This window comes from Pseudomonas sp. GL93, assembly GCF_003408955.1.
Lineage (GTDB): Bacteria > Pseudomonadota > Gammaproteobacteria > Pseudomonadales > Pseudomonadaceae > Aquipseudomonas > Aquipseudomonas paracarnis.
In genome coordinates, this window is the sequence record NZ_NKRF01000016.1 from 1 (window position 1) to 22,750 (window position 22,750).

Sequence of the window (22,750 nt, forward strand, 5' to 3'; positions counted from 1 at the left end):
ACGGGGCCCAGGCTCAGGCGCCACAGGACCAGGCCCAGGGCAAACACCGCCGCGCCGTAGCCCATCCAGGTGCTTGAGGGAATAGGCAGCAAATCGCGGCGCAATACCCGCAGCGGCGGTACCCGCCCCAGTGCGGCCAGGGGCGGGAGGGCGAAGCGCGCGAGGGCGCCCAGCCCGGTGCCAACCCCCGCCACGGCCGGTAGCAACCCGCCCGGCGGTACGTCGGCGGGCAGCAGGTCGTGCAGGAAGTAGAACAGGCCAAATTGCGCCAGCCAGCCGAGCAGGGCGCCAGCCAGGCTCGCCAGCAAGCCCAGTACGCTCAGTTGCAGGCTGAACAGCAGCATGGCTTCACGGCGCGACAAGCCCAGGCAGCGCAACAAAGCGCTGGCATCGAAGCGTCGACTGGCGAAGCGGTTGGCCGACAGTGCCACGGCCACGCCAGCCAGCAGCACGGCCACCAGGCTGGCCATGTTCAGGTAGCGTTCGGCCTTGCCCAGCGCGCCGCCGATCTGTTGGTTGCCATCGCGGGAGTCCTGCAGGCGCTGGTTGGCGGCCAGGCCCGGTTTGACCAGGTCGCGATAGGTTTGCAGCGCTGTGCTGCCTTGTGGCGCACGCCATAGTTCGCGGTAGCTCACCCGACTGCCTGGCTGGACCACACCGGTGGCGTCCAGGTCAGCCAGGTTGATCATGACCCTGGGCGTGAGGCTGTAAAAATTGCCGGCGCGGTCGGGCTCATAGGTCAGGATGCGCGCCAGGCGCAGGGTCTTCATGCCGACATCGATGCTGTCGCCGACTTTCAGGTCCAGCGCTGTCAGCAACCGTGCTTCCACCCAGGCTTCACCAGGTTCGGGGCCACCGCCCGGGGTTTGCGTACCGAAGGGCTCGGCGCTGCTTTTAAGCTCGCCGCGCAAGGGGTACTGCTCGTTGACCGCCTTGATGCTGGAGAGTTGGATGCCGTTATCGGTGGCGATAACGCTGGAGAACTCCACGATGCGAGCGTGATCCAGGCCCAGTTCGGTCCCAGATTTGATTTGCTCGGGACGGGCCGGCGAGCTGCCTTCGAGCACCAGGTCGGCGCCGAGGAATTCGGTGGCGCGCAGCAGCATGGCGCCGTTGAGGCGCGCACCAAAGTAGCCGATGGCGGTGCTGGCGGCCACGGCCACCAGCAGGGCAAAGAACAGCACGCGCAATTCGCCGGCGCGGGCATCGCGCAGTAACTGACGCATGGCAAGACTGAACAGACGCAACAGCGGCAAACGTGCCATCAAGGCTCCAGGGGCGCGACCATCAGGCCGGCTTCAAGGCGGATCAGGCGTCGGCAACGGTGGGCCAGGCGCTCGTCATGGGTGACCAGTACCAGGGTCGTACCGCTCTCTTTATTCAACTCGAACAGCAGATCGCTGATGCGCTCGCCAGTATGGCTGTCGAGGTTGCCGGTGGGCTCGTCGGCAAACAGCACGTCCGGTTCGGCGGCAAACGCGCGGGCAATCGCCACTCGTTGCTGTTCGCCACCGGAGAGTTGGCGGGGCGAGTGGGTCAGGCGTTTGCCGAGACCGACGCGCTCCAGCAGATGGGTAGCGCGCTCGCGGGCATCTTTGCGACCGTCAAGTTCCAGCGGCAGCATGACGTTTTCCAACGCGTTGAGGCTGTCGAGAAGCTGGAAGGATTGGAATACAAATCCCACATGCTCGGCACGGATGCGCGCGCGCTGATCTTCGTCGAGGGTGCTAAGGGCTTGCCCGGCCAGGGTTACTTCGCCGCTGCTGGGCAGGTCGAGGCCGGCCAGCAGGCCCAATAGTGTGGATTTGCCGGAACCGGAGCTGCCGACGATAGCCAGGCTATCGCCCTTGTTCAGTTCCAGGCTCAGTTCGTGCAGGATAGTCAGTTCACCTTCCGCGCTGGGAACCACTTTGCTAAGGTTTCGCGCGGTGAGAATGCTTGCGCCCATGGAGAATCCGATGCGAGTGTGGTTTTTGAGTGCTGGCCTGGCCTTGATGTGCATGGCCCAGAACGCAGCGGCGGGTACAGTCCTGATCGTTGGCGATAGTATCAGTGCCGGTTTCGGCCTGGATACCCGCAAAGGGTGGGTCGCGTTGCTGGAACAACGGCTCAAGCAGGAGGGTTTTGACGACAAAGTGGTCAATGCTTCCATCAGTGGTGACACCAGTGCAGGAGGCCTCGCGCGGCTGCCCGCGGCGCTTGCAACGCACAAACCGGACGTGGTGGTGATCGAGTTGGGCGGCAACGATGGCTTGCGCGGCCAGCCGCCGGCGCAATTGAAACAAAATCTTGCGTCGATGATTGACCAGTCCAAGGCCGGCGGTGCCAAGGTGCTGCTGCTGGGTATGCAGTTGCCACCCAATTACGGGCCTCGATACACCACCGCATTTGCAAAAGTCTATGGTGCATTGGCCGAGGAAAAAGACATTCCTCTGGTGCCGTTTTTCCTCGAGGGCGTGGGCGGTCATCCAGAGCTGATGCAGGCTGATCAATTGCACCCAGCGGTCGCGGCGCAAGGCAAGTTGCTGGAAAATGTCTGGCCAACGCTGAAACCGCTGTTATGACGCTTTTCTACCGGCAGGCTTTCGGCTAAGGTGGCGCCCCCCCGATTTGGAGCCCTCGATGTCGCGCCCTGCCTGGTCCCTGTTTAACTACCAACTGATCGAGCCGGACGAGCAGCTGGACCTGTTCGCCTGCCAGGAAGTGCGAGTGCATTTGGTGGCGCGTCAATTGGAACTGGGCGGCTCGATCGATCGCACGCTCTGCGGCACTTTATTGCCCGCACAGCCACGCTGGTCATCGGTCAACCGCTCGATTTTCCAAGACCAGCGACTCTGCCCGTTATGCCGGGCGATTCTCGAATCGCAAAAGCGCGGCACGCCGCCGATCTGGCCGGAGCTGCGCTTCGAGTTATAGAAGCAGCTGCAAGCTTCAAGCTATAAGCTGTAAGCTAGCGGCTGAAAGCTTGTAGCTGGCTTTTAACCTACCCGTCGTCTTGCGAAGGATTTTCCGGATGTTGTCGCGCCTTTCCGTCGTCACCTGCTGCCTGTCTCTTGCTGCGCTTTGTGCGGCGGGTTCGGCGGCGGCCTTGCAGTTGCCCTTGCCTCCGCCCGGTGAGGACATCGTTGGCCAGGTCCAAGTGATCAAGGCCAAGTACGAAGACACCTTTGCCGACCTTGGCACCACCTACGACCTGGGCTATTCGGAAATGGTTGCGGCCAACCCGGGTGTCGATGCCTGGTTGCCGGGTGCGGGCACCGAGATTGTGCTGCCGACACGCTTTATCCTGCCGCCCGGGCCGCGGGAAGGCATTGTGATCAACCTGGCGGAATACCGGCTCTACTACTATCCAAAAGGCCAAGACGTCGTCTACACCTTCCCCCTGGGCATCGGCCGTGAAGGCTGGGGTTCGCCGATCGCCCATACCAGCATCATCGCCAAGACGCCCAACCCGACCTGGACGCCACCGGCCTCGATCAAGGCCGAGCACGCCGCTAACGGTGACCCGCTGCCCAACGTAGTGCCTGCCGGCCCAGACAACCCACTGGGGCCGTTCAAGTTCACCCTGGGCACGCCGGGTTACCTGATCCACGGCTCCAACATGAAATTCGGGATCGGCACGCGTACCAGCCACGGGTGCTTCCGCATGTTCAATAACAACGTGTTGGAAATGGCAGGCATGGTGCCGGTAGGCACGTCAGTGCGCATCATCAATGACGCGTACAAGTTCGGCAGCAGTGGTGGCAAGGTCTACCTTGAGGCCCACACGCCGTTGAATGATGACGGTACGCCATCGGTGGTCGACAAGCACACCGCGGTTATCAATGCGTTGCTCAAGCGCGAAGACCTGTCCAATAACCTGCGCGTCAACTGGGACCAGGTGCGTGATGTGGTCGCCGCCGAGGATGGCTTGCCGACCGAAATTGGTGTGCCAGGCGGCGCACCTGTGGCGTCCAGCACCCCGCTTGATCTTCAATAATAAGCCTGAGCGAATATCCCTGTGGGAGCGGGCTTGCTCGCGAAGACGTCGGCCCGGCAAACATTGATGTTGACTGATCCACCGCTTTCGCGAGCAAGCCCGCTCCCACATTGCCCGATCATTCCCACGAGCGTGGGAACGACCAACAAGTGGCACGGGCCAAATCAAAGGCAAAAAAAAGCCGACCCATAAATGGATCGGCTTGATAACAACCCCGAAGGATTATTACTTGCGGCTTGCTTTTTCAAGCATGCGCAGAGCGCGCTCGTTAGCTTCGTCAGCAGTCTGTTGTGCTTTTTGAGCAGCAGCCAGAGCTTCATCAGCTTTACGGTAGGCTTCGTCTGCACGAGCCTGGGAGCGAGCTGCTGCGTCTTCAGTTGCAGTCAGACGAGCTTCGGTTTCTTTGGAGACGCTGCTGCAACCGGTAGCCAGAACTGCGGCCAGAGCCAGAGCAGAGAATTTCAGAACGTTGTTCATCGTGTTCCCCTTCAAGGACTTTCAATTTAATGGCTACTTTCTCAGAGTGAGCTAATAGCCGGCGTACATACTACCCATTACTTGTAGTAAGTAAACTGACGTTGCGCAAGAAGCAAAAAAATTTCCTGTGCCGAATCTATTTTGGCTAATCTTTTGGCGGTTTGTATGAAAACTGTCCAATTTTTTGCACCTCGACGGACATTGGATCCAGGCTGAAAGGGCCGGCCCGCATGTGTTAAGCCTTGTAAATAGATGAAATTTTATATAACGAAGCGGGGCACTTTGGTTACGCTTGGCTTTACTGCGGCGGGCATCTTTTGCGCATCTAGAGGTGACTTTAAGAGCGCCAGTTCGTCTCAAGGTTCAACTGCCGGCAATGTTCAGGCTATCGGTCACCGGTTGATCGAGGCCCTTTCTATATCCACCAGCGGTGGGGAATGACGAGTGCGCCTTGAGCAATTTCAGGATTGGTGCCTACTATTCCCTATGTGCTGGTTGTGAGCGCTCACGGTTTTCTCGTTGTCGAAACCGGCACGGGGTGGCGTAGATGTTCCTTCGCCGGAAAAACATCGGTAAGGTAGGGTCGTTAATTCAGACCCGCGAGGAGTAGTGATGAGCGAGGCGTTGTCCATCCACCATGACCAGGCTGGTCATCAGTTCGAGACCAATGTGGACGGTCATCGTGCCTACCTGACCTACATGGACCTCGGGAAGCAGACCCTGGATATCTATCGCACCTTCGTGCCCAACGCACTGCGGGGGCGAGGCATTGCGGCTGCGTTGACCGAGGAAGCCTTGAAGTTTGCCGAAGAGGCTGGCTACACGGTGATCCCGTCGTGCTCCTATGTCGAACGCTATATGGAGCGCCACCAGCGCCATGCCGCGAAGCTGTAACTGACCAGTTGCCAATAAAAAACGCCGGGCTTAGCCCGGCGTTTTTGTGTGCGCGAAACCGGTACAGACTCAGGTGCGCTTGCGCTGGGGCAACACGTCCTTGAGCTTGGCATGCATGCTGCGCAGGGTGGTTTCGGTGGCGGACCAATCGATACAGGCATCGGTGATCGACACGCCGTACTGCAAGTCGGCCAAATCTTTTGGAATCGCCTGGCAACCCCAGTTCAAATGGCTCTCGACCATCAAGCCGATGATCGACTGGTTACCTTCCAGAATCTGGTTGGCAACGTTCTCCATCACCAACGGCTGCAAGGCAGGGTCTTTGTTGGAGTTGGCGTGGCTGCAGTCGACCATGATGTTTGGCTTGATCTTGGCCTTGTTCAACGCCTGTTCGCACAGCGCGACGCTGACCGAATCATAGTTGGGCTTGCCATTGCCGCCACGCAGCACCACGTGACCGTAGGCGTTGCCCTTGGTCGTCACGATGGACACGCCGCCTTCCTGGTTGATACCCAGGAAACGGTGAGGGCTGGAGACCGATTGCAGCGCATTGATCGCCACGGTCAGACCGCCGTCAGTGCCGTTCTTGAAGCCTACGGCCGAAGACAGGCCGGACGCCATTTCGCGGTGGGTCTGGGATTCGGTGGTGCGTGCGCCGATGGCCGACCAGCTGATCAGGTCCTGCAGGTATTGCGGGGAGATCGGGTCGAGGGCTTCGGTTGCGGTGGGCAGGCCCATTTCAGCCAGGTCCAGCAGCAGCTTGCGACCGATGTGCAAGCCGTCCTGGATCTTGAAGGAGTCGTCCAGGTACGGGTCGTTGATCAAGCCTTTCCAGCCGACGGTGGTACGCGGTTTCTCGAAATAGACGCGCATGACCAGGTACAAGGTGTCGGACACCTCTGCCGCCAGCACCTTGAGGCGCTCGGCATATTCGTGGGCGGCCTTGAGGTCGTGGATAGAGCAGGGCCCGATCACCACGAAGAGGCGGTGGTCGGTGCCGTCGAGAATGTCACGGATGACTTCGCGGCCCTTGGTGACGGTCTGCAGGGCAGCGTCGCTCAGGGGGATTTCGCGCTTGAGCTGATCGGGGGTGATCAGGGTCTCGTTGGATTCAACGTTAAGGTCATTGATCGGTAAATCAGCCATCGTGTTACTCGCCAGGGTCACGGGTGCCGGCCGCCAGCTATCCCCGTGCGGCGGGCACAGCATGATTTGAATGCAGGGGGGAGGAACCTTAGCGCGTAACACGGGCCCGCGACAATGGGCAAAGCCCGGTTTAATCCAGCGCTGGCTGCACAACCGCCTCATGGGAGAACTCGCCGGCATGGCGCGATACCCAGTCACGAGCCATGGCTTCAAGTTGTGCAGGCGTTGGCTCGGCGTCTTCGTGCAGGCGGCAGTAACGCTCGATCTGGCACACTTGCTCGCCCATCCGTGCACCGAACAAGGCGTGTTCGTCGGTAAAGCAAATACCAATGCGATAGCCCTGTTCGACTTTGCGGCACCAGGCGACATAGCCTGGATAACGGGCGCTGGGCCCCAGGGAAGGGATATACAGGTCAACCGCCGTGCCGGCGCGCCAGGCACGCGGCCAATTGCAGGCGACGCCGCCGCGGCCGATAGTGTGCAGGCGTTGGCGGGGCAGTGCGGGAGAGGGGCGTTGGATCAACTCGACAGCGACATCATCAGGGTGAGGTAAAAAACGACCCATGTACACGGACTCCGAGCGCCGTCCAGTTGACGGCAATGGCAGCAGTATAGTGAAGGAACTGGAATTGACCGACCTGGATATTGACCAGCAATTGCTGGGATTGCCAGGTATTTCGCTGGTAGTGTTCACCAGTGTCGGTTGTGCCAGTTGCCGCTGGGCACGCCAGCAGTTGCCCGGCTGGCACTTGCCGGTGGACCGCGTGTGCTGGGTGGATGCCGGGCACAACGGCGGTGCGGTGGAACGCTACCAGATCTTTCATTTGCCGGCGTTGTTCCTGGTATGCGAGGGTCAATTCTTTGGGCAATTACAGACACGTCTTACAGCATCCGACCTCGCCGAATGCGTAAACCAGGCGCTCAACCGAACACCAGAGGATTTGCCATGACAGCAGTTGCAGCCCCGTCGCCACGCATTGGCATTATTGGCACCGGTGCCATTGGCGGTTACTACGGACTGATGCTGGCGCGTGCCGGCTTCGATGTGCATTTCCTGTTGCGCAGCGAATATGCCGCGGTGAGCAGGCATGGCCTGCACGTCAACAGTACGGTGCATGGGCAACTGCACCTGCATCCGGTTCAGGCCTATGCCAGCGCCGCCGACATGCCGCCGTGCGACTGGCTATTGGTGGGCACCAAGTCCACCGGTAATGTGGACCTGGCGCCAACCATCGCCCAGGTGGCGGCGCCGAATGCCAAAGTGGTGCTCCTGCAAAACGGCCTCGATGTGGAAGACAGCCTGCGTGAACACCTGCCGCCGTCGCTGCATCTGTTGGGCGGCCTGTGCTACATCGGTGTGCACCGTTCGGCCCCCGGCGTGGTCGAGCATCAGGCGCTGGGCCGGGTCAACCTGGGCTATCACAGCGGCACGGCGGCCAACGACGAGGTGCAGCAACAGGCGATTGTCGAAGCCGGCGCCGGGCTGTTTCATCAAGCCGGCATCGAGTCCCAGGCCATGGCCAATGTGCATCTGGCGCGTTGGCACAAGCTGGTCTGGAACGTGCCGTTCAACGGCCTCTCGGTGTTGCTGGGCACGGGCACCACGGCCATGATGGCCGATGAGTCCAGCCGCGAGTTGATCCAGGCGCTGATGGCCGAGGTGGTGCAGGGCGCTCATGCCTGCGGGCATGAAATTGCTGCCAGCTACGCCGGGCAGATGTTCGCCATGACAGAAACCATGGACGACTACCTGCCCAGCATGTATCACGACCACCTGCACAAGCGACCGTTGGAGCTGGCGGCCATCTACGCCCGTCCCTTGGCCGCTGCCAAAGCGGCCGGTTGCGAACTGCCACGCATGCAGGCGCTGTACCAGGCCTTGAGTTTTATTGATCGGCACAACCGCTGATTGGGGGGAACCATCATGGCGAAGGGATTGGGTGACAAGCTGGTGCTGGCGATTTCCTCACGAGCGCTGTTCGACCTGAGTGACAGCCACAAGGTCTACCTGGCTGAAGGGGTCGAGGCTTACCGCAAATACCAGATCGAGCACGAGGAAGAAACCCTCGAGCCTGGCGATGCCTTCCCGCTGGTCAAGAAGCTGCTGAGCCTGAATGCCAGCCTGGGGCGTGCGCGGGTCGAGGTGGTGTTGGTGTCGCGCAACAGTGCTGATACCGGGTTGCGGGTGTTCAACTCGATTCAGCATTACGGCCTGAATATTTCCCGCGCCGCTTTCGTAGGCGGGCGTAGTCCCTATCCCTATTTGGCCGCCTTCGGTTGTCATCTGTTTCTCTCCACCCACGCTGAAGATGTGCGTAGCGCCCTCGATGCAGGGTTTGCGGCGGCGACGATTCTGTCGGGCGGCGCGCGCCGCGCTTCCAGCGAAGAGCTGCGCATTGCATTCGATGGCGATGCCGTGCTGTTCTCCGATGAGTCCGAGCGCGTCTACCAGGCCGGCGGGCTGGCAGCCTTCCAGGCCAGCGAGCGGGAGTCGGCGCGCCAGCCTTTGCACGGTGGTCCGTTCAAGGGCTTCCTGGCGGCACTGAACCTGTTGCAGCGTGAGTTTGCCGATGAGGCCTGCCCGATTCGCACCGCGCTGGTCACGGCGCGTTCGGCACCGTCCCATGAACGTGTGATCCGCACGTTGCGCGAGTGGGATATCCGCCTGGACGAGTCGCTGTTCCTCGGTGGCCTGGAAAAATCCGCGTTCCTGGAGGCCTTCGCCGCCGATGTGTTTTTCGATGATCAGGCCGGCCATTGCGAGAAAGCCAGGGAGGTGGTGGCCACGGGGCACGTGCCCCATGGCATCAGTAACGAGTTGAGAATCCAGACCGAGAGCTAGCTGCTAAGCTCATTCAATCCCCGCCATCCTGGCAGCCCAGGAGGTTTTATGATTCGTTCGATGCTGTTTGCCACGGACCTCGGTCTGTATGCGCCCTACGTGATGCAACATGCGCTGGCGCTGGCGCGAACGTTCAAGGCTGACTTGTATGTGATCCATGTGGTTGAGCCCATCGGGTTGTTCGCTGAATCGGTGTTGCAGAGCTACCTTGATGAGACTGCCCTGAGCGAATGGCAAAGCAAGGGGTTGAGCACGGTGATGGCGACGATTGAACAACGTGTGCTGGACAGCTTTCGCGAGGAGTGGGGGGAAGGGGAGCAGGACCTGCAATGGATTCGCTCGGTCAAGGTGATCCAGGGGGACCCTTGCGAGGTGATTCTCGACCAGTTGCGAAAACTGTCCGTCGACTTGCTGGTCGTAGGCAGTCATAGCCAGGCAACCGGTGTGGCCGTCCCCCTTGGACGTACCGCCGCACGGGTGTTGCAGTTGTCCCCCGTGCCGGTTTACCTGGTGCCGTCGCTGCAGCGGCGGCGCAGTGACGATAGTTGATCGGTAAAAACGATAAAAAGTTCTAGATTTATCCGTCAAACCTTTAATATAGTTATATACCGTCGCTGATACCCGTGGCGTCTATCTGCTTTGAGGGATTCATATGAAGCTTCAACAACTGCGCTACATCTGGGAAGTGGCGCACCACGACCTCAACGTTTCCGCTACCGCTCAAAGCCTCTATACCTCGCAACCTGGTATCAGCAAGCAGATCCGCCTGCTCGAAGACGAGTTGGGCGTCGAAGTCTTCGCACGCAGCGGCAAACACCTGACTCGCGTCACTCCAGCTGGCGAGCGCATCATCACCACCGCCGGCGAGATCCTGCGTAAAGTCGAAAGCATCAAGCAGATCGCCCAGGAATTCTCCAACGAGAAGAAAGGCACCTTGTCGATCGCCACCACTCACACCCAGGCGCGCTATGCATTGCCGCCGGTGATCCGTGATTTCATCAAGCAATACCCGGACGTAGCCCTGCACATGCACCAGGGTTCGCCGATGCAGATTGCCGAGATGGCCGCTGACGGCACCGTCGATTTTGCCATCGCCACCGAGGCCCTGGAATTGTTCGGCGACCTGGTAATGATGCCCTGCTACCGTTGGAACCGCTGTGTGGTTGTGCCCCAGGGGCACCCTTTGGCCAAGCTGCCGAAGCTGACCCTGGAAGCCTTGGCTGAATACCCGATCGTGACCTACGTGTTCGGCTTTACCGGCCGTTCCAAGCTCGACGAAGCGTTCAGCCATCGCGGCCTCACGCCCAAGGTGGTGTTCACCGCTGCCGATGCCGACGTGATCAAGACCTATGTGCGCCTCGGCCTGGGCGTCGGGATCGTCGCCAAGATGGCGGTCGACACCAACCTGGACAAAGACCTGGTGGTGCTGGATGCCAGCGAATTGTTCGAGTCCAGCGTGACCAAGATTGGTTTCCGCCGCGGTACCTTCCTGCGCGGCTTCATGTGCGACTTCATCGAGAAATTCGCACCGCACCTGACCCGCGAAGTAATGGCCAAGGCGATCCAGTGCCACAACAAGCAAGAGCTGGAAGAGTTGTTCGACGGCGTTGAACTGCCCGTCCACTGACCGCGATGACCTTGTAGGAGCGAGCTTGCTCGCGAAGATCGCCAACGTTAACGCGGGGTGCCAGGTTGTATGCGGCGCCCTTGCATTCCTTCGCGAGCAAGCTCGCTCCTACAGGGGCTGTAGGTTATCTGGCCTCGGTCACCGTAAAGAGCTGCCGAGCGCCGGCCACCAGAATCTCCACCTCTTCATCGATACGCTTGCCTAACAGGCCTTTACCCAACGGCGAGCGCGGCGTGATGCCGGTCACCGGTTGCCCGACCACATCCACTTTCAAACCCGCCGCATCCGGCGCCAGGAACAGCCATTGCTGACGACCGTCCTCGTCTTCCAGGCCTACCAGCGTGCCTATCTCTATCCCGCGTTGATCATCGTACGCACGTAGCTGCAGTTGCTGGCACAGCACCAGCGATTGCTTGATCTCCTCCACTCGCCGGGCCTGCCCGGTGGCCAGGTACGAAGCCTCCAGGCCGAGGGTGTCGTATTTGTTTTCGGCAATGTTTTCTTCGTGGGTCGCGGTTTCGTAGGCGGTCTGCGCGGCGCGTTGGACGATGTCGAGGTCGACGGTGAGCTTTTCCAGGATCAACTGGAGCACGGCGTGTTTATTCATGGCGGTATCTGGCATCAATCGCAGAATTGCAGGACATTGGCCCGCGTCTTTTCATTGGGAGCGTTCTGGTCTTGTTGCAGCCAGAACTGGCATTTGGGGTTGGACAGGTTACGCGCGTTGCTTCGGGCCTGTTCCAGAGCCTGTTGTTGTTCCTGTTTATGCAGGTTCTGTTGGTACTGTTCGAACAGGCGGTTCGGTGGCTGCGGCTCAACCATCGCCGGTTGGCCCCATTGTTGAACCGCCTGTGCCACCGGCGCCAGGCTCTGGGGGAATAGGTAGCGAGACGCCAGCCAGGTGGTCAGCGCAATGGCGATAAACCCTAGCCACACGCCTGCGGCAATCGCGATGCAGAGCTTGAACAGCGATAACGGACGGTCAGACATAAGGGCCTCCTGGCAGGCATTGACGGCATGGCGGTGATTGTCGCACAGCCTCCGTGCAGAATAATCGCGATCAAGCCTTCTGCATCCACGCATTTATGCGGACAATCGAACCTTTGATCGATGGAGCCCGGAATGAAAGCCCGCTGGGATATTTTTTGCAGTGTCGTCGACAACTATGGCGACATCGGCGTGACCTGGCGCCTGGCCCGGCAGTTGGTGGTGGAGCATGGCTGTGACGTGCGCTTGTGGGTCGACGACCTGCGGGCTTTTGAGCGCATGTGCCCGGACATTGATGTGCAGGTAAGCCAGCAATGGCAAGAGGGCGTCCAAGTGCGTCACTGGCCGGCCGAATGGCCAGGCGCACACCCAGCGGATGTGGTGATTGCCGCGTTCGCGTGCCAGCTACCGCCTGAGTACATGGACCGCATGGCCGAGTGTGAGCGTGCGCCGTTGTGGATGAACCTGGATTACCTCAGCGCTGAAGACTGGGTGGTGGGCTGTCATCGCTTGCCTTCGGTGAAGTACAAAGGTGTGCAGAAATACTTTTTCTTCCCGGGTTTTCGTCCTGGCACCGGCGGCCTGTTGCGCGAAGCCGGCTTGTTGGAGCGACGCCGGGCATTTCAGCGGGATGATGTTGCGCAGCGACAGTTCCTGCAAAGCCTGGGCGTTGCTCCGACGGCCGGCGCGCGTTTGATGTCGCTGTTTGCCTATGAGAATGACGGGTTGGCCGGCTGGCTGAACGTATTGGCAGCCGATGGACGTGGGACGCACTTGCTGGTGCCGGAAGGGCGCATTCTGGGGGATGTGCAACGCTGGCTGGGGGTGAGCAGTTTGTCGGCGGGAGACATTCGGGTGCGCGGCACGCTGACCGTTCAGGTCATTGCATTCGTGCGTCAGGAGCAATATGACCGATTGCTATGGTGCTGCGAATTCAACGCCGTACGTGGCGAAGACTCGTTCGTGCGTGCCCAGTGGGCGGGGAGGCCATTGCTGTGGCACATCTACCGCCAGGACGAAGACATCCACCTGGACAAGCTCGATGCTTTCCTGGAACTGTACACCGCCGCACTTTCACCGGCCGCCAAAGCTGCCGTCGTCACGCTCTGGCAAGCCTGGAACGCTGATGGCGATATGGCACAGTCCTGGAAAATGCTGCTGGAACATTGGCCCGAGGTCAGCCAACACGCGCAGAACTGGTGTCTGGAACAAGGCTTGCAGGCCGATCTTGCGACGGCGCTGGTACAGTTTTATGAAAGTTGGATATGATACGCCACCTTGATTTTTGTCAATCCCATCCAAATTTCGGATATACGCAATGAAAACTGGTAAAGAACTGAAACCCGGTACAGTGATCCGTCTCGAAAACGACCCTTGGCTGGTTCAGAAAGCTGAGTTCACCAAGTCTGGTCGTAACAGCGCAATCATGAAGACCAAGCTGAAGAACCTGCTGACCGGTTACAAGACCGAAATCGTCTACAGCGCCGATGACAAACTGGACGATGTGATCCTCGACCGCAAAGAAGCGACCCTGTCCTTCATCAGCGGCGACACCTACACGTTCATGGACACCACTGACTACACCATGTACGAGCTGAACGCCGAAGATATCGAAGCCGTTCTGCCGTTCATTGAAGAAGGCATGGAAGACGTCTGCGAAGCTATCTTCTTCGAAGAGCGTCTGGTTTCCGTAGAGCTGCCGACCACCATCGTGCGTAAGGTTGCTTACACCGAAGGCTCCGCTCGCGGCGACACTTCCGGCAAGGTGATGAAGCCTGCCAAGCTGAGCAACGGTACCGAGCTGCAAGTGGCCGATTTCATCGAAATCGACGACCTGATCGAGATCGACACCCGTGAAGGTGGTTCGTACAAAGGTCGCGCCAAGAAGTAATTCTGGCCCCGGCGATACGAAAAAAGCCCGACCTTGAGTCGGGCTTTTTTGTGGGCGTCTACTTGATCACTTCAAGTGTTGTTTCAACTCATCTGATGCTTGCAGTAAGGCCGAACGTACCGCAGGCACCTGGCTGACCACATTGAGCAAGCCGTAGTCGTGGATCATGCCGTTGTAGCGTACGGCCGTCACCGGTACACCGGCCTGATCCAGCTTGCGGGCATAAGCCTCACCTTCGTCACGCAGCACGTCGGCCTCGGCGGTCTGCACCAGCGCAGGCGGCAAGCCTTTGAGCTGCGCAGTTGTAGCCCGCAATGGTGAAGCATAGATCTCGGCGCGCTGAGTGGCATCGGTGGTGTAGTTGTCCCAGAACCATTTCATCATGTTTTTGGTGAGGAAGTGCCCCTCAGCAAACTGGTTGTAGGAGCCTGTGTCGAAGTTGGCGTCCGTCACCGGCCATAGTAGAAGTTGGAACTTGATGGCTGGCGTGCCCTTATCCTTGGCCATCAGGCTGACCACCGCCGCCATATTACCGCCGACGCTATTGCCTGCCACGGCGAGACGTTTGCCATCAACATTGATCTCCTTGCCGTGTTCAGCGACCCACTTGGTTGCACCGTAGGCCTGGTTGATCGCCACTGGGTAATGCGCTTCCGGTGATGGCGTGTAGTTGACGAATACCGCGACCGCCCCCGAGCCCACTACCAGATCACGTACCAGGCGTTCATGGGTCGGGTAATCCCCTAGCACCCAGCCGCCCCCGTGGAAAAACATAAACACCGGCAAAGTGCCCTTGACCCCGGCCGGTCGCACGATGGTCAGGTCAAGTGGCTGGCCGTCGACTTGAATGGTCTTCTGGCTCACATCCGTCTTGGGCAGGGTCAGCTTCACCCCGGCCTGGGCGCCAGTCAGCACCGCGCGCGCCTCTTGGGGCGTCAGTTGTTCCAGCGGCTTGCCGGTACCCGAATTCAATACATCCAGGAAGGCCTGGGTGTTGTGCTCGATATCACCGTTAGCGGCGAAGGCGCTGGTGATAGACAGGGCAAGCAGGGTGCCGGTGAGCATTTTGCCGATCTTTTTCATGTTTCCTCCTGGGGGTGGTAGTGGTCGTTACACGGCTACGTGCAGGCGCACATCAACGTTGCCGCGAGTAGCGTTGGAGTACGGGCAGACTTGGTGGGCGGCGTCGACCAGGCTTTGCGCATCGTCCTGGGCCAGGCCCGGCAGGCTGATGTGCAGGTCGATGTCCAGGCCGAAACCGCCGGGGATCTGCCCGATGCCTACATGGGCAGTGATCGATACGTCATCCGGGATATTGCGTTGGGTCTGGCTGGCGACGAATTTCAGGGCACCGATAAAGCAGGCCGAGTAGCCGGCAGCGAACAGTTGTTCAGGGTTGGTGGCCTGGCCACCGGCGCCGCCCAATTCCTTCGGGGTGGACAGTTTGACGTCAAGGATGTTGTCGCTGGAAACAGCACGGCCATCACGGCCGCCGGTGGCAGTGGCTACGGCGGTATAGAGAGTTTGCATGGGATTTTCCTCGCGGTTGATTTGCGCAAAATATTTGCGCGCTAAGTAATTTGTAGCGAATATATTCCGCTAATATTTTGCGCGCAAGTTAAATTTTAAAAAGCCGAATTTTTCCGACTGCCGCGCTTAGGTTGTAAGAAGAAAGTGCTTTATGACGTGAGCAATACGGCTCGGACTATAGGACTAATCTGAGCCGTTTAACTGGAGAGGGGGAGTGATGGCTCCGGGCGGTATTACAGGCTGTCTTGAAGGTTGCCTCTCAGCGCCAGCAGATCGTTTTGCAGCGTGCGCAGTTGTTCGATGTCCAACCCGCTGGCGCCGAGGATGCATTGGGGAACATCCATGGCCTTCCCTCGCAACGCGCGGCCGGCGTCCGTCAGTTCCACTACGACCACCCGCTCATCTTCGCGGCTGCGGGTGCGGCTGAGCAGGCCCTCAGCTTCCAGACGCTTGAGCAGCGGCGTCAGCGAGCCAGGGTCGGTCAGCAGGCGGCTGCTGATTTCGCCGACGGTCAATCCATCCTCTTCCCACAGCACCATCATGGCCAGGTATTGCGGGTAAGTCAGGCCCAGGGCTTGGAGCAGGGGCTTGTAGACCTTGGTCATCAGCAGCGAGGTGGAGTGCAGGGCGAAGCACAACTGGTTATCCAGCAGCAGGGATTGGCAGGGGTCAGGGTTTTTACTCATTGTGGTGCCTCGAAAAAACGTGTCTGTGCTGGAATCTAGCGGGCGAATCTTTAATGCGCCAGATAATTCTATCCAAGTGGTCAGACCAGGCCGCTTTGCAATGCCTGATCCCAGGGCGGCACCGGGCTGAAACGGGATTTGAGGTATTCGAGCAATAATCGGCTACGTGCGTTGGGCTGTTGTTCGAGGCGCAGCGCGTAAATGCCGGCGGTTTCGGGGCTGGGCAAGCCGTTTTCACAAAACAGCGGCAACAGTTCTCCACGCACCAGATATTCACTGGCCAACCAGGTCGGCAGGTGCGCGATGCCCAGCCCGGCCAGTGCGCCCGAAAGCAGCGCCTCGGCGTTATTGGCGCTCATGCGGATGCGCCGGGGGCGATAGGTCGTGCGGCGCCCGTCCATTTCAAAGCGCCAGGCGAACATCGGTGCCAGGCCATCCCAATCGAGGCCGTCATGCTCGCTCAGTTCCCGAGGATGGGTGGGTGTGCCGCGGGTTTTCAGATAGGTCGGGCTGGCACAGGCAATGCGCACGATGCTCGCCAGGGGTGTAGCGATCCGACGAGTGTCGACGATATGCCCGGCGCGCAGCACCAGGTCTACCTTGCCAAGGTGTGCGCCTTGCATATCGACAAAGCTGTCGATCAAGTGCAGGTGCACATCCAGCCCTGGATACACGTTCAAGAAGTCCGCGATCACCGGCGCCAGGTGGCGGCGACCAAACGCTGCCGGTGCATCTACCCGGATCAACCCTTCCGGCGCATGGCTCAGGGACACCGCTTCGGCCCGCGCCAATTGCAGTTCACTGACAATCCGCCGCGCGCGTTCGGCAAAGGCCAAGCCGGCAGGTGTAGGCACTACCGCGTGGGTGCTGCGCTGGAACAGGCGGCTACCCACTGAACCTTCCAGGCTGTCGATTCGACGCGCTACTGCCGAGGGCGTCAGTGGATGACGTCGTGCGGCAGCGGAAAAGCTGCCGGTTTCCATCACATCGAGAAACAGGCTCAGTTGATCGGTCAGAGTATTGGGGTTCATAGGCGAGCGCTTGTGCGAGATTGGCACAGCCATTGTGCGTTGCTGTGCGTTTCCACGCCAGAGTGGACTGCGTAGCATGCCAATCTTGGGATTTCGGAGGTGTGAGCGGTGTTGGATCTAGTGATGTACCTGCTATTGGGCGCGGCTTTGGGTACGGTGGGCGGGCTGTTTGGTATTGGCGGTGGGCTGATTGCTATCCCAGTGCTCGGCGTGCTGTTCGGCCTGGATCAGCAAATTGCCCAAGGCACCGCGCTGGTCATGGTGGTGCCCAATGTGATGCTCGCCCTGTGGCGCTATCACCAGCGTAATCGCATCGAATTACGCCACGCCTTGCCGCTGGGCGCGATGGGCTTCTGCTTTGCGTGGCTGGGGTCGATCTGGGCGGTGGGGCTGGATGCCGGGGCAATGCGCATCGGCTTTATTGTTTTCCTGGTGGCGTTGTCGGCCTACAACCTATTGCGCATGTTCACTCGCAACGCGCCGCCCACCACGCAAATGCGTTATTCCTGGCCTTGGCTTGGCGTCTTGGGCGCGGCATCCGGTTCCATGGGCGGGTTGTTCGGGGTCGGCGGCGCGGTGGTCGCCACGCCGGTACTCACCAGCGTCTTCGGCACTACTCAAGTGGTCGCCCAAGGCTTGTCGTTGGCCTTGGCGTTGCCCAGCACCGGTGTGACCCTGGTCACCTATGCCTGGCACCACGAGGTGGACTGGATGATCGGCCTGCCGCTGGCGGTGGGGGGCCTGCTGAGTATCAGTTGGGGCGTGAAAGTGGCGCATGCCTTGCCGGAACGTCTGTTGCGCGGCCTCTTCTGTGGCTTTTTGGTGGTGTGCGCGGTGATGCTGACCTTTAAAGTTTGAAGCCTTCGACGATGTAGTCCGCCAGGCATTCGGTGATCGGCGAGGTCATCTGCGGGTTACGCAGCAAGCGCAGGTTCATCGACGGCAAAGGCGGGAAGCCTTCGTCGCTGCCGAGTACTCGCAGGTCGTCGGTGACCAGGCTTTCCATGCTGACCATCGCCGCCAGTCCCGCGCTGACCACTGCCAGGATCGCTGCTCCGTTAGAGCTGTGATAGGCCAGGCGATAATCTCGTCCGGCCGCGTCCAATGCGGCACGTGCCCAATGAGTGTACAGGCACTCGTCGCCGGACACCGCCAGGGGCAGGGCATCGTGCTCCTCCACACAAAAGCACGGTGAGGCTGCCCACACCATGCGTTCGGTACGCAATAACTCACCCAGATCATTGCCGGGCTCGCGGCTGATCACGGTCAACGCCAGGTCGCGCCGTTGCATCAATACGGTCGATGCTTCGCAGTGCATTTCGATCTGGATCAGTGGGTAGGCTTTGGAAAACTGCTTGAGGATCCCTGGCAGAAAACGCATCACGTAGTCATCCGGCGTGCCAATGCGCACCAACCCCACCATATGCGGCTCGCGCAGGGTATTGAACACTTCGCTGTGCAATTTCAGGATGCGCCGCGCATAACCCAACAGCACCTGGCCTTCGGGCGTGAGCCGTACCTGGCGGCCATCGCGCTCGAACAGTTTGCGCTGCAGCACGTCTTCTTCCAGGCGTTTCATCTGCATGCTGACCGCCGATTGAGTGCGGTTGACCTGCTCGCCGGCGCGGGTGAAACCGCCCTGGTCGGCAATGGCGACGAAGGTGCGAAGCACGTCTGTGTCGATGCTGGGATAGGCGGACAATTGATCAATCTCCGAGATGTATTGCATAAGAAACATTCGTTGGATTGATCATAATGCCCGGCACACACTGTCGTCATCCCCACTGGAGGGCGAGAAGATGAAAGGTCAAAAAGGTTTCATATCGACGGATAAATGGCCGTTTGCCGGGTTGTTTCACACATTCGCGCGTTGGCAGCTGTTGCACCAGGAGCGCCAGATGTTGGCGACCTTGAGCGATGAAGCACTCAAGGACATCGGGCTCAACCGCGCCGATGTCGCGCAGGAAAGCCACCGGCATTTCTGGGAAGATCCGCTGCGCAAATAAGCCAGGATGCAGTAGGGTAGGGGGCGAGCTTCTATGGAGATTGCCATGCCCGCCGCCCTGTGTTTTTCACTCAAGCAAGCTCGACGGATGGCGCTGGCGGCCCAGGGGTTTTCCGGGCGCCAGGCGCCTGCACAGATAAAGGCCGCGCACCTCAACCGCCTGATCGAACGCCTGGGCGTTTTACAGATCGACTCGGTCAATGCGCTGGTGCGTTCCCACTATCTGCCGGTGTTTTCCCGCCTTGGTTCTTATTCCCCGTCGATCCTTGAGCAGGCCGCCTGGAGCCAGGGGCGGCGACGCTCACTGTTCGAATACTGGGGGCATGAGGCGTCGCTGCTGCCCATGGCGCTGTATCCGTTGATGGGTTGGCGCATGGAGCGTGCCCGGCAAGGGCGGGGGATTTATGCGCAAATGGCACGTTTTGGCCGTGAACAGCAGGCGACGATTCAGCGCGTGTTGCGCACCGTCGAACAGCAGGGCGCCTTGGGGGCGGGTAGCTTGTCGACCCGCGAGGAGCGTGCCGGGCCCTGGTGGGATTGGAGTGATGAAAAGCACGCGCTGGAATGGCTGTTCGCCGCTGGCTTGGTCACGGGTGCCGGTCGTCGAGGATTTGAGCGGCTGTATGATTTGCCCGAGCGCGTTATTCCTGCCGAGGTGCTCAAGGTTTCCATGAGCGAGGGTCAAGCGCAGCGCGGCTTGCTGTTGCACAGTGCGACGGCGCTGGGTGTCGCCACCGAAAAGGACCTGCGCGATTACTATCGCCTCGACCCCGCCGACAGCCGCAACCGCTTGGCCGAGCTGGTCGAGGATGGGCAACTGCTGGCGTGCCAGGTGCGGGGCTGGAAACAACCAGCGTACTGCCCAGCGGCGCCGAAACTGCCGCGCACAGTGCCGGCCAGTGCATTGTTGTCGCCGTTCGATTCGCTGATATGGGAGCGCAGCCGCACTGAGCGTTTGTTCGACTTTCGCTATCGGCTGGAGATCTACACCCCGCAAGAAAAACGCGTGTATGGCTATTACGTGTTGCCGTTTCTCCACAACGAACGCATTGCCGCGCGCGTCGACCTGCGGGCCGAGCGTGCCCATGGGCGCCTGGCCGTGCATGCCGTACATGAGGAAGAGCCGGGGCTGGATGAGGAAGGCATGCTGGCGCTGGCGCTGAACCTGCGCAAAATGGCCGACTGGCTAGGGCTGGAACAGGTCCAGCTCAATTGCCAGCGACCCAGTGCTGCCCGATTGAGGGCTGCGATGCTTAACTGGGATGTCAGCCTTTAAGGCCCTATCGCGGGCAAGCCCGGCTCCCACAGAGAAACGCGTTCAAATGTGGGAGCCGGGCTTGCCCGCGATGGCGTCATCCCAGTCGATAAAGCGTCAGCGTTTGACCTGTTTCAAGGTCTCGGCAATCAGGAACGCCAGCTCCAGCGACTGATCAGCATTCATCCGGGGGTCGCAATGGGTGTGGTAGCGGTCTGACAGGCCGTCTTCGGTGATCGGCCGTGCGCCGCCGATGCATTCGGTGACGTTCTGCCCGGTCATCTCGATATGGATCCCGCCGGCATAGCTGCCTTCTGCCTGGTGCACCTGGAAGAAATCCTTCACTTCGCCAAGGATCTGCGCAAAGTCGCGGGTCTTGTAGCCGCTGCTGGCCTTGATGGTATTGCCGTGCATCGGGTCGCAGCTCCACAGCACTTGCTTGCCCTCGCGCTGCACGGCGCCGATCAGGTTGGGCAAATGGTCGCCGACCTTGCCTGCACCCATGCGGGCGATGAGGTTGAGGCGGCCGGGGTCGTTATCCGGGTTGAGGATGTCGATCAGGCGGATCAGGTCGTCCGGGTTCATGCTCGGTCCGACTTTCACGCCGATCGGGTTGTTCACCCCGCGCAGGAACTCGACATGGGCGCCGTCCAACTGACGGGTGCGGTCGCCGATCCACAACATATGCGCCGAGCAGTCGTAGTAGTCGTTGGTCAGGCTGTCGCGGCGCACGAAGGCTTGTTCATAGTTGAGCAGCAACGCTTCGTGGGCGGTGAAGAAGCTGGTTTCGCGCAATTGTGGAGAGCTGTCCATGCCACAAGCGCGCATGAAAGCCAGGGTTTCGTCGATGCGGTCGGCCAGTTGGCTGTACTTTTCAGCGAGGGCGGAGTTGGCGATGAAATCCAGGTTCCACTTGTGCACTTGGTGCAGGTCGGCAAAACCGCCCTGGGCAAAGGCGCGCAGCAGGTTGAGGGTGGCGGTGGACTGGTGGTAGGACTGCAACAGGCGGTCCGGGTCTGGCACGCGGCTTTTTTCATCGAAGCCGATGCCGTTGACGATATCGCCACGATAGGCGGGCAGGGTGATGCCGTCGATGGTTTCATCGTTGGCCGAACGTGGCTTGGCGAACTGGCCGGCCATGCGCCCGACTTTCACCACCGGGCAACCGGCGGCGAAGGTCATGACAATAGCCATCTGCAGCAGCACCTTGAAGGTGTCGCGAATCTTCGCGGCGGAAAACTCGGCAAAGCTTTCGGCGCAATCCCCGCCTTGCAGCAAGAATGCCCGACCCTGGGTCACTTCGGCAAACTGACGGCGCAATTCGCGGGCTTCCCCGGCAAACACCAGAGGCGGGTAGCTCGCCAGGCTTTGCTCCACTTGCAGCAAGTGTGCAGCGTCCGGGTATTGGGGTTGCTGCTGGATCGGCAGGGCTCGCCAGCTATCGGGGCTCCAGGGTTGGCTCATCATGAACTCGTTTGTGGGTGGATGTTGGGGCGTCAATGTTAGCAGCAATTAGTGCGTGACCTGTGGCTGCCGCTTGGCCGACAATCGCGCCTTTGTCGTGCGGTAGACCCTTTTAGGAGTAGTGATGAGCGAGGAGCGTGTCGAGCGCCTGCTGGCCGAAGTCCATGATGAATTCGGCATGATCCGTGTGCTTGAAGTGGCCGATTACCGTTTTCTCGAATTTGGCGACGCCATCGAGCAAAGCTGTGTGTTCACCGCTGATCCGAGCTGGCTGGAGTACGACTACACCCGCGCGATGCTGATCGGCGCGTTGTGCCATGAGCAGGCGGAAAGTGCGTTGTTCCTGGGTCTGGGCGCGGGCACGTTGACCCAGGCGTGCCTCAAGTTCCTGGCGCTGGAAGATGTCGAAGCCATTGAGCTGCGCCCTGATGTGCCGCGCCTGGCCATCGAATATCTTGGGCTGGATGACGACCCGCGCTTGTACATCCGCATTGGTGACGCGTTGCAATTGCTCGACAGTGCCGAATCGGCCGATCTGATTTTCGTCGACCTCTACACCGATGTCGGCCCGGGCGTGGGGCATCTGGCCTGGACCTTCCTGGAAAACTGTCAGAAGAAACTCAACCCCGGCGGCTGGCTGGTGATCAACCAGTGGGCCACCGATGATGGCAAGCCGTTGGGGGCGGCGTTGCTGCGTGGGTTGTACCACCGGCATTACTGGGAGCTGCCGGTGAAGGAGGGCAATGTGATTCTATTGGTGCCTTCGGAGCTGGATCAGGTACTGGACCTGGATGCCCTGTCCGCCCGCGCCGAAGCCTTGGCGCCGCGATTGGGGTACTCGTTGCAGCCGTTGATCAAGGCGATTCGGCCGGCAACTTAGTTGCCAGTTCGGACGCTTTCGCGGGCAAGCCCGCTCCCACAGGGGATTGCATTTCA

At 60.1% G+C, this 22,750-nt stretch carries 28 protein-coding genes; 15 read left to right on the forward strand and 13 right to left on the reverse strand.

Annotation, left to right across the window (positions count from 1 at the left end):
• Both CER19_RS03820 and CER19_RS03825 read right to left on the reverse strand, forming a co-directional pair.
• The coding region (locus tag CER19_RS03820; RefSeq protein ID WP_133298304.1) for an FtsX-like permease family protein at positions 1 to 1,265 on the reverse strand (1,265 nt) is incomplete at its 3' end.
• A complete protein-coding gene (locus tag CER19_RS03825; protein WP_116665465.1) occupies positions 1,265 to 1,948 on the reverse strand; it encodes an ABC transporter ATP-binding protein in 684 nt (227 codons plus the stop codon). The genes CER19_RS03825 and CER19_RS03820, both read right to left, overlap by 1 nt.
• 10 nt (positions 1,949 to 1,958) lie before the next feature.
• On the opposite strand from CER19_RS03825, the gene CER19_RS03830 reads away from it, so the two are divergent.
• The 3 genes from CER19_RS03830 to CER19_RS03840 all read left to right on the forward strand — a co-directional run bounded on the left by CER19_RS03830 (position 1,959) and on the right by CER19_RS03840 (position 3,979).
• Positions 1,959 to 2,564 (forward strand): arylesterase, encoded by a 606-nt coding sequence (locus CER19_RS03830; RefSeq protein WP_165861593.1) that lies wholly within the window; start codon positions 1,959 to 1,961, stop codon positions 2,562 to 2,564.
• 58 nt (positions 2,565 to 2,622) lie between these two features.
• Entirely contained in the window at positions 2,623 to 2,916 is a 294-nt protein-coding gene (locus CER19_RS03835; RefSeq protein WP_003189866.1) for a hypothetical protein, read from the forward strand.
• 97 nt (positions 2,917 to 3,013) lie between these two features.
• A complete protein-coding gene (locus CER19_RS03840) occupies positions 3,014 to 3,979 on the forward strand; it encodes a L,D-transpeptidase family protein (protein ID WP_116665467.1) in 966 nt (321 codons plus the stop codon).
• A 225-nt stretch (positions 3,980 to 4,204) separates the two neighbouring features.
• On the opposite strand, the gene oprI is transcribed toward CER19_RS03840, so the two are convergent.
• Complete coding sequence (gene oprI / locus CER19_RS03845) at positions 4,205 to 4,456, reverse strand: outer membrane lipoprotei OprI (RefSeq protein WP_003172710.1); 252 nt, start codon at positions 4,454 to 4,456, stop codon at positions 4,205 to 4,207.
• A 612-nt stretch (positions 4,457 to 5,068) separates the two neighbouring features.
• On the opposite strand from oprI, the gene CER19_RS03850 reads away from it, so the two are divergent.
• The gene (locus tag CER19_RS03850; protein ID WP_003189869.1) at positions 5,069 to 5,350 is read left to right on the forward strand and encodes a GNAT family N-acetyltransferase; all 282 of its coding nucleotides are present in this window, start codon (positions 5,069 to 5,071) and stop codon (positions 5,348 to 5,350) included.
• A gap of 69 nt (positions 5,351 to 5,419) precedes the next feature.
• Here CER19_RS03850 and CER19_RS03855 read toward each other — a convergent pair whose 3' ends face one another.
• Positions 5,420 to 6,496, reverse strand: coding sequence for a 3-deoxy-7-phosphoheptulonate synthase (locus CER19_RS03855; RefSeq protein WP_003189871.1), 1,077 nt, complete (start codon positions 6,494 to 6,496; stop codon positions 5,420 to 5,422).
• 130 nt (positions 6,497 to 6,626) lie between these two features.
• Entirely contained in the window at positions 6,627 to 7,061 is a 435-nt protein-coding gene (locus CER19_RS03860) for a PilZ domain-containing protein (protein WP_116665468.1), read from the reverse strand.
• On the opposite strand from CER19_RS03860, the gene CER19_RS03865 reads away from it, so the two are divergent.
• From CER19_RS03865 to cysB, 5 genes are all read left to right on the forward strand, one after another.
• Complete coding sequence (locus CER19_RS03865; protein ID WP_116665469.1) at positions 7,060 to 7,446, forward strand: thioredoxin; 387 nt, start codon at positions 7,060 to 7,062, stop codon at positions 7,444 to 7,446. The genes CER19_RS03860 and CER19_RS03865 overlap by 2 nt on opposite strands.
• Complete coding sequence (locus CER19_RS03870; protein ID WP_116665470.1) at positions 7,443 to 8,405, forward strand: putative 2-dehydropantoate 2-reductase; 963 nt, start codon at positions 7,443 to 7,445, stop codon at positions 8,403 to 8,405. Before CER19_RS03865 ends, CER19_RS03870 begins: the two co-directional genes overlap by 4 nt.
• Before the next feature lie 15 nt (positions 8,406 to 8,420).
• Positions 8,421 to 9,338 carry a 5'-nucleotidase gene (locus CER19_RS03875; protein ID WP_116665471.1) on the forward strand — a complete coding sequence of 306 codons (918 nt, stop codon included), beginning with the start codon at positions 8,421 to 8,423 and terminating at the stop codon, positions 9,336 to 9,338.
• 48 nt (positions 9,339 to 9,386) lie between these two features.
• A complete protein-coding gene (locus CER19_RS03880; protein ID WP_058410332.1) occupies positions 9,387 to 9,887 on the forward strand; it encodes a universal stress protein in 501 nt (166 codons plus the stop codon).
• 103 nt (positions 9,888 to 9,990) lie between these two features.
• A complete protein-coding gene (cysB, locus tag CER19_RS03885) occupies positions 9,991 to 10,965 on the forward strand; it encodes an HTH-type transcriptional regulator CysB (RefSeq protein ID WP_003189876.1) in 975 nt (324 codons plus the stop codon).
• 124 nt (positions 10,966 to 11,089) lie between these two features.
• Here cysB and CER19_RS03890 read toward each other — a convergent pair whose 3' ends face one another.
• Entirely contained in the window at positions 11,090 to 11,572 is a 483-nt protein-coding gene (locus tag CER19_RS03890; RefSeq protein ID WP_116665497.1) for a transcription elongation factor GreAB, read from the reverse strand.
• Positions 11,573 to 11,586: 14 nt separating this feature from the next.
• A complete protein-coding gene (locus tag CER19_RS03895) occupies positions 11,587 to 11,955 on the reverse strand; it encodes a hypothetical protein (protein WP_116665472.1) in 369 nt (122 codons plus the stop codon).
• A 132-nt stretch (positions 11,956 to 12,087) separates the two neighbouring features.
• Here CER19_RS03895 and earP point away from each other — a divergent pair, with 132 nt between their 5' ends.
• Both earP and CER19_RS03905 read left to right on the forward strand, forming a co-directional pair.
• Positions 12,088 to 13,221, forward strand: coding sequence for an elongation factor P maturation arginine rhamnosyltransferase EarP (gene earP, locus CER19_RS03900; RefSeq protein ID WP_116665473.1), 1,134 nt, complete (start codon positions 12,088 to 12,090; stop codon positions 13,219 to 13,221).
• Between the two features lie 49 nt (positions 13,222 to 13,270).
• Entirely contained in the window at positions 13,271 to 13,843 is a 573-nt protein-coding gene (locus CER19_RS03905; RefSeq protein ID WP_003172723.1) for an elongation factor P, read from the forward strand.
• Positions 13,844 to 13,909: 66 nt separating this feature from the next.
• On the opposite strand, the gene CER19_RS03910 is transcribed toward CER19_RS03905, so the two are convergent.
• The 4 genes from CER19_RS03910 to CER19_RS03925 all read right to left on the reverse strand — a co-directional run bounded on the left by CER19_RS03910 (position 13,910) and on the right by CER19_RS03925 (position 17,090).
• Positions 13,910 to 14,926, reverse strand: a complete 1,017-nt coding sequence (locus tag CER19_RS03910) for an alpha/beta hydrolase (RefSeq protein ID WP_116665474.1) — start codon at positions 14,924 to 14,926, stop codon at positions 13,910 to 13,912.
• 27 nt (positions 14,927 to 14,953) lie between these two features.
• The gene (locus tag CER19_RS03915; protein ID WP_003189884.1) at positions 14,954 to 15,373 is read right to left on the reverse strand and encodes an organic hydroperoxide resistance protein; all 420 of its coding nucleotides are present in this window, start codon (positions 15,371 to 15,373) and stop codon (positions 14,954 to 14,956) included.
• 233 nt (positions 15,374 to 15,606) lie between these two features.
• On the reverse strand, positions 15,607 to 16,059 hold the full coding sequence (locus tag CER19_RS03920) for a MarR family winged helix-turn-helix transcriptional regulator (protein WP_003189887.1): 453 nt from the start codon (positions 16,057 to 16,059) through the stop codon (positions 15,607 to 15,609).
• Positions 16,060 to 16,139: 80 nt separating this feature from the next.
• On the reverse strand, positions 16,140 to 17,090 hold the full coding sequence (locus CER19_RS03925) for a LysR family transcriptional regulator (RefSeq protein WP_116665475.1): 951 nt from the start codon (positions 17,088 to 17,090) through the stop codon (positions 16,140 to 16,142).
• 108 nt (positions 17,091 to 17,198) lie between these two features.
• Here CER19_RS03925 and CER19_RS03930 point away from each other — a divergent pair, with 108 nt between their 5' ends.
• The gene (locus CER19_RS03930) at positions 17,199 to 17,948 is read left to right on the forward strand and encodes a sulfite exporter TauE/SafE family protein (RefSeq protein WP_116665476.1); all 750 of its coding nucleotides are present in this window, start codon (positions 17,199 to 17,201) and stop codon (positions 17,946 to 17,948) included.
• Here CER19_RS03930 and CER19_RS03935 read toward each other — a convergent pair.
• A complete protein-coding gene (locus CER19_RS03935) occupies positions 17,938 to 18,819 on the reverse strand; it encodes a LysR family transcriptional regulator (protein ID WP_032892730.1) in 882 nt (293 codons plus the stop codon). The two genes, CER19_RS03930 and CER19_RS03935, sit on opposite strands and share 11 nt — an antisense overlap.
• Positions 18,820 to 18,889: 70 nt before the next feature.
• On the opposite strand from CER19_RS03935, the gene CER19_RS03940 reads away from it, so the two are divergent.
• Together CER19_RS03940 and CER19_RS03945 are read left to right on the forward strand one after the other, a co-directional pair.
• Positions 18,890 to 19,096: a DUF1127 domain-containing protein gene (locus tag CER19_RS03940; RefSeq protein ID WP_116665477.1), complete on the forward strand. Its 207-nt coding sequence runs from the start codon at positions 18,890 to 18,892 to the stop codon at positions 19,094 to 19,096.
• A 45-nt stretch (positions 19,097 to 19,141) separates the two neighbouring features.
• A complete protein-coding gene (locus CER19_RS03945) occupies positions 19,142 to 20,371 on the forward strand; it encodes a winged helix-turn-helix domain-containing protein (RefSeq protein WP_116665478.1) in 1,230 nt (409 codons plus the stop codon).
• Between the two features lie 96 nt (positions 20,372 to 20,467).
• On the opposite strand, the gene CER19_RS03950 is transcribed toward CER19_RS03945, so the two are convergent.
• Positions 20,468 to 21,814 carry a class II 3-deoxy-7-phosphoheptulonate synthase gene (locus CER19_RS03950; RefSeq protein ID WP_116665479.1) on the reverse strand — a complete coding sequence of 449 codons (1,347 nt, stop codon included), beginning with the start codon at positions 21,812 to 21,814 and terminating at the stop codon, positions 20,468 to 20,470.
• 124 nt (positions 21,815 to 21,938) lie between these two features.
• Between CER19_RS03950 and CER19_RS03955 the strand changes: the two genes are divergently transcribed.
• The gene (locus CER19_RS03955) at positions 21,939 to 22,694 is read left to right on the forward strand and encodes a spermidine synthase (protein WP_116665480.1); all 756 of its coding nucleotides are present in this window, start codon (positions 21,939 to 21,941) and stop codon (positions 22,692 to 22,694) included.
• The last annotated feature ends 56 nt before the right edge of the window (positions 22,695 to 22,750 follow it).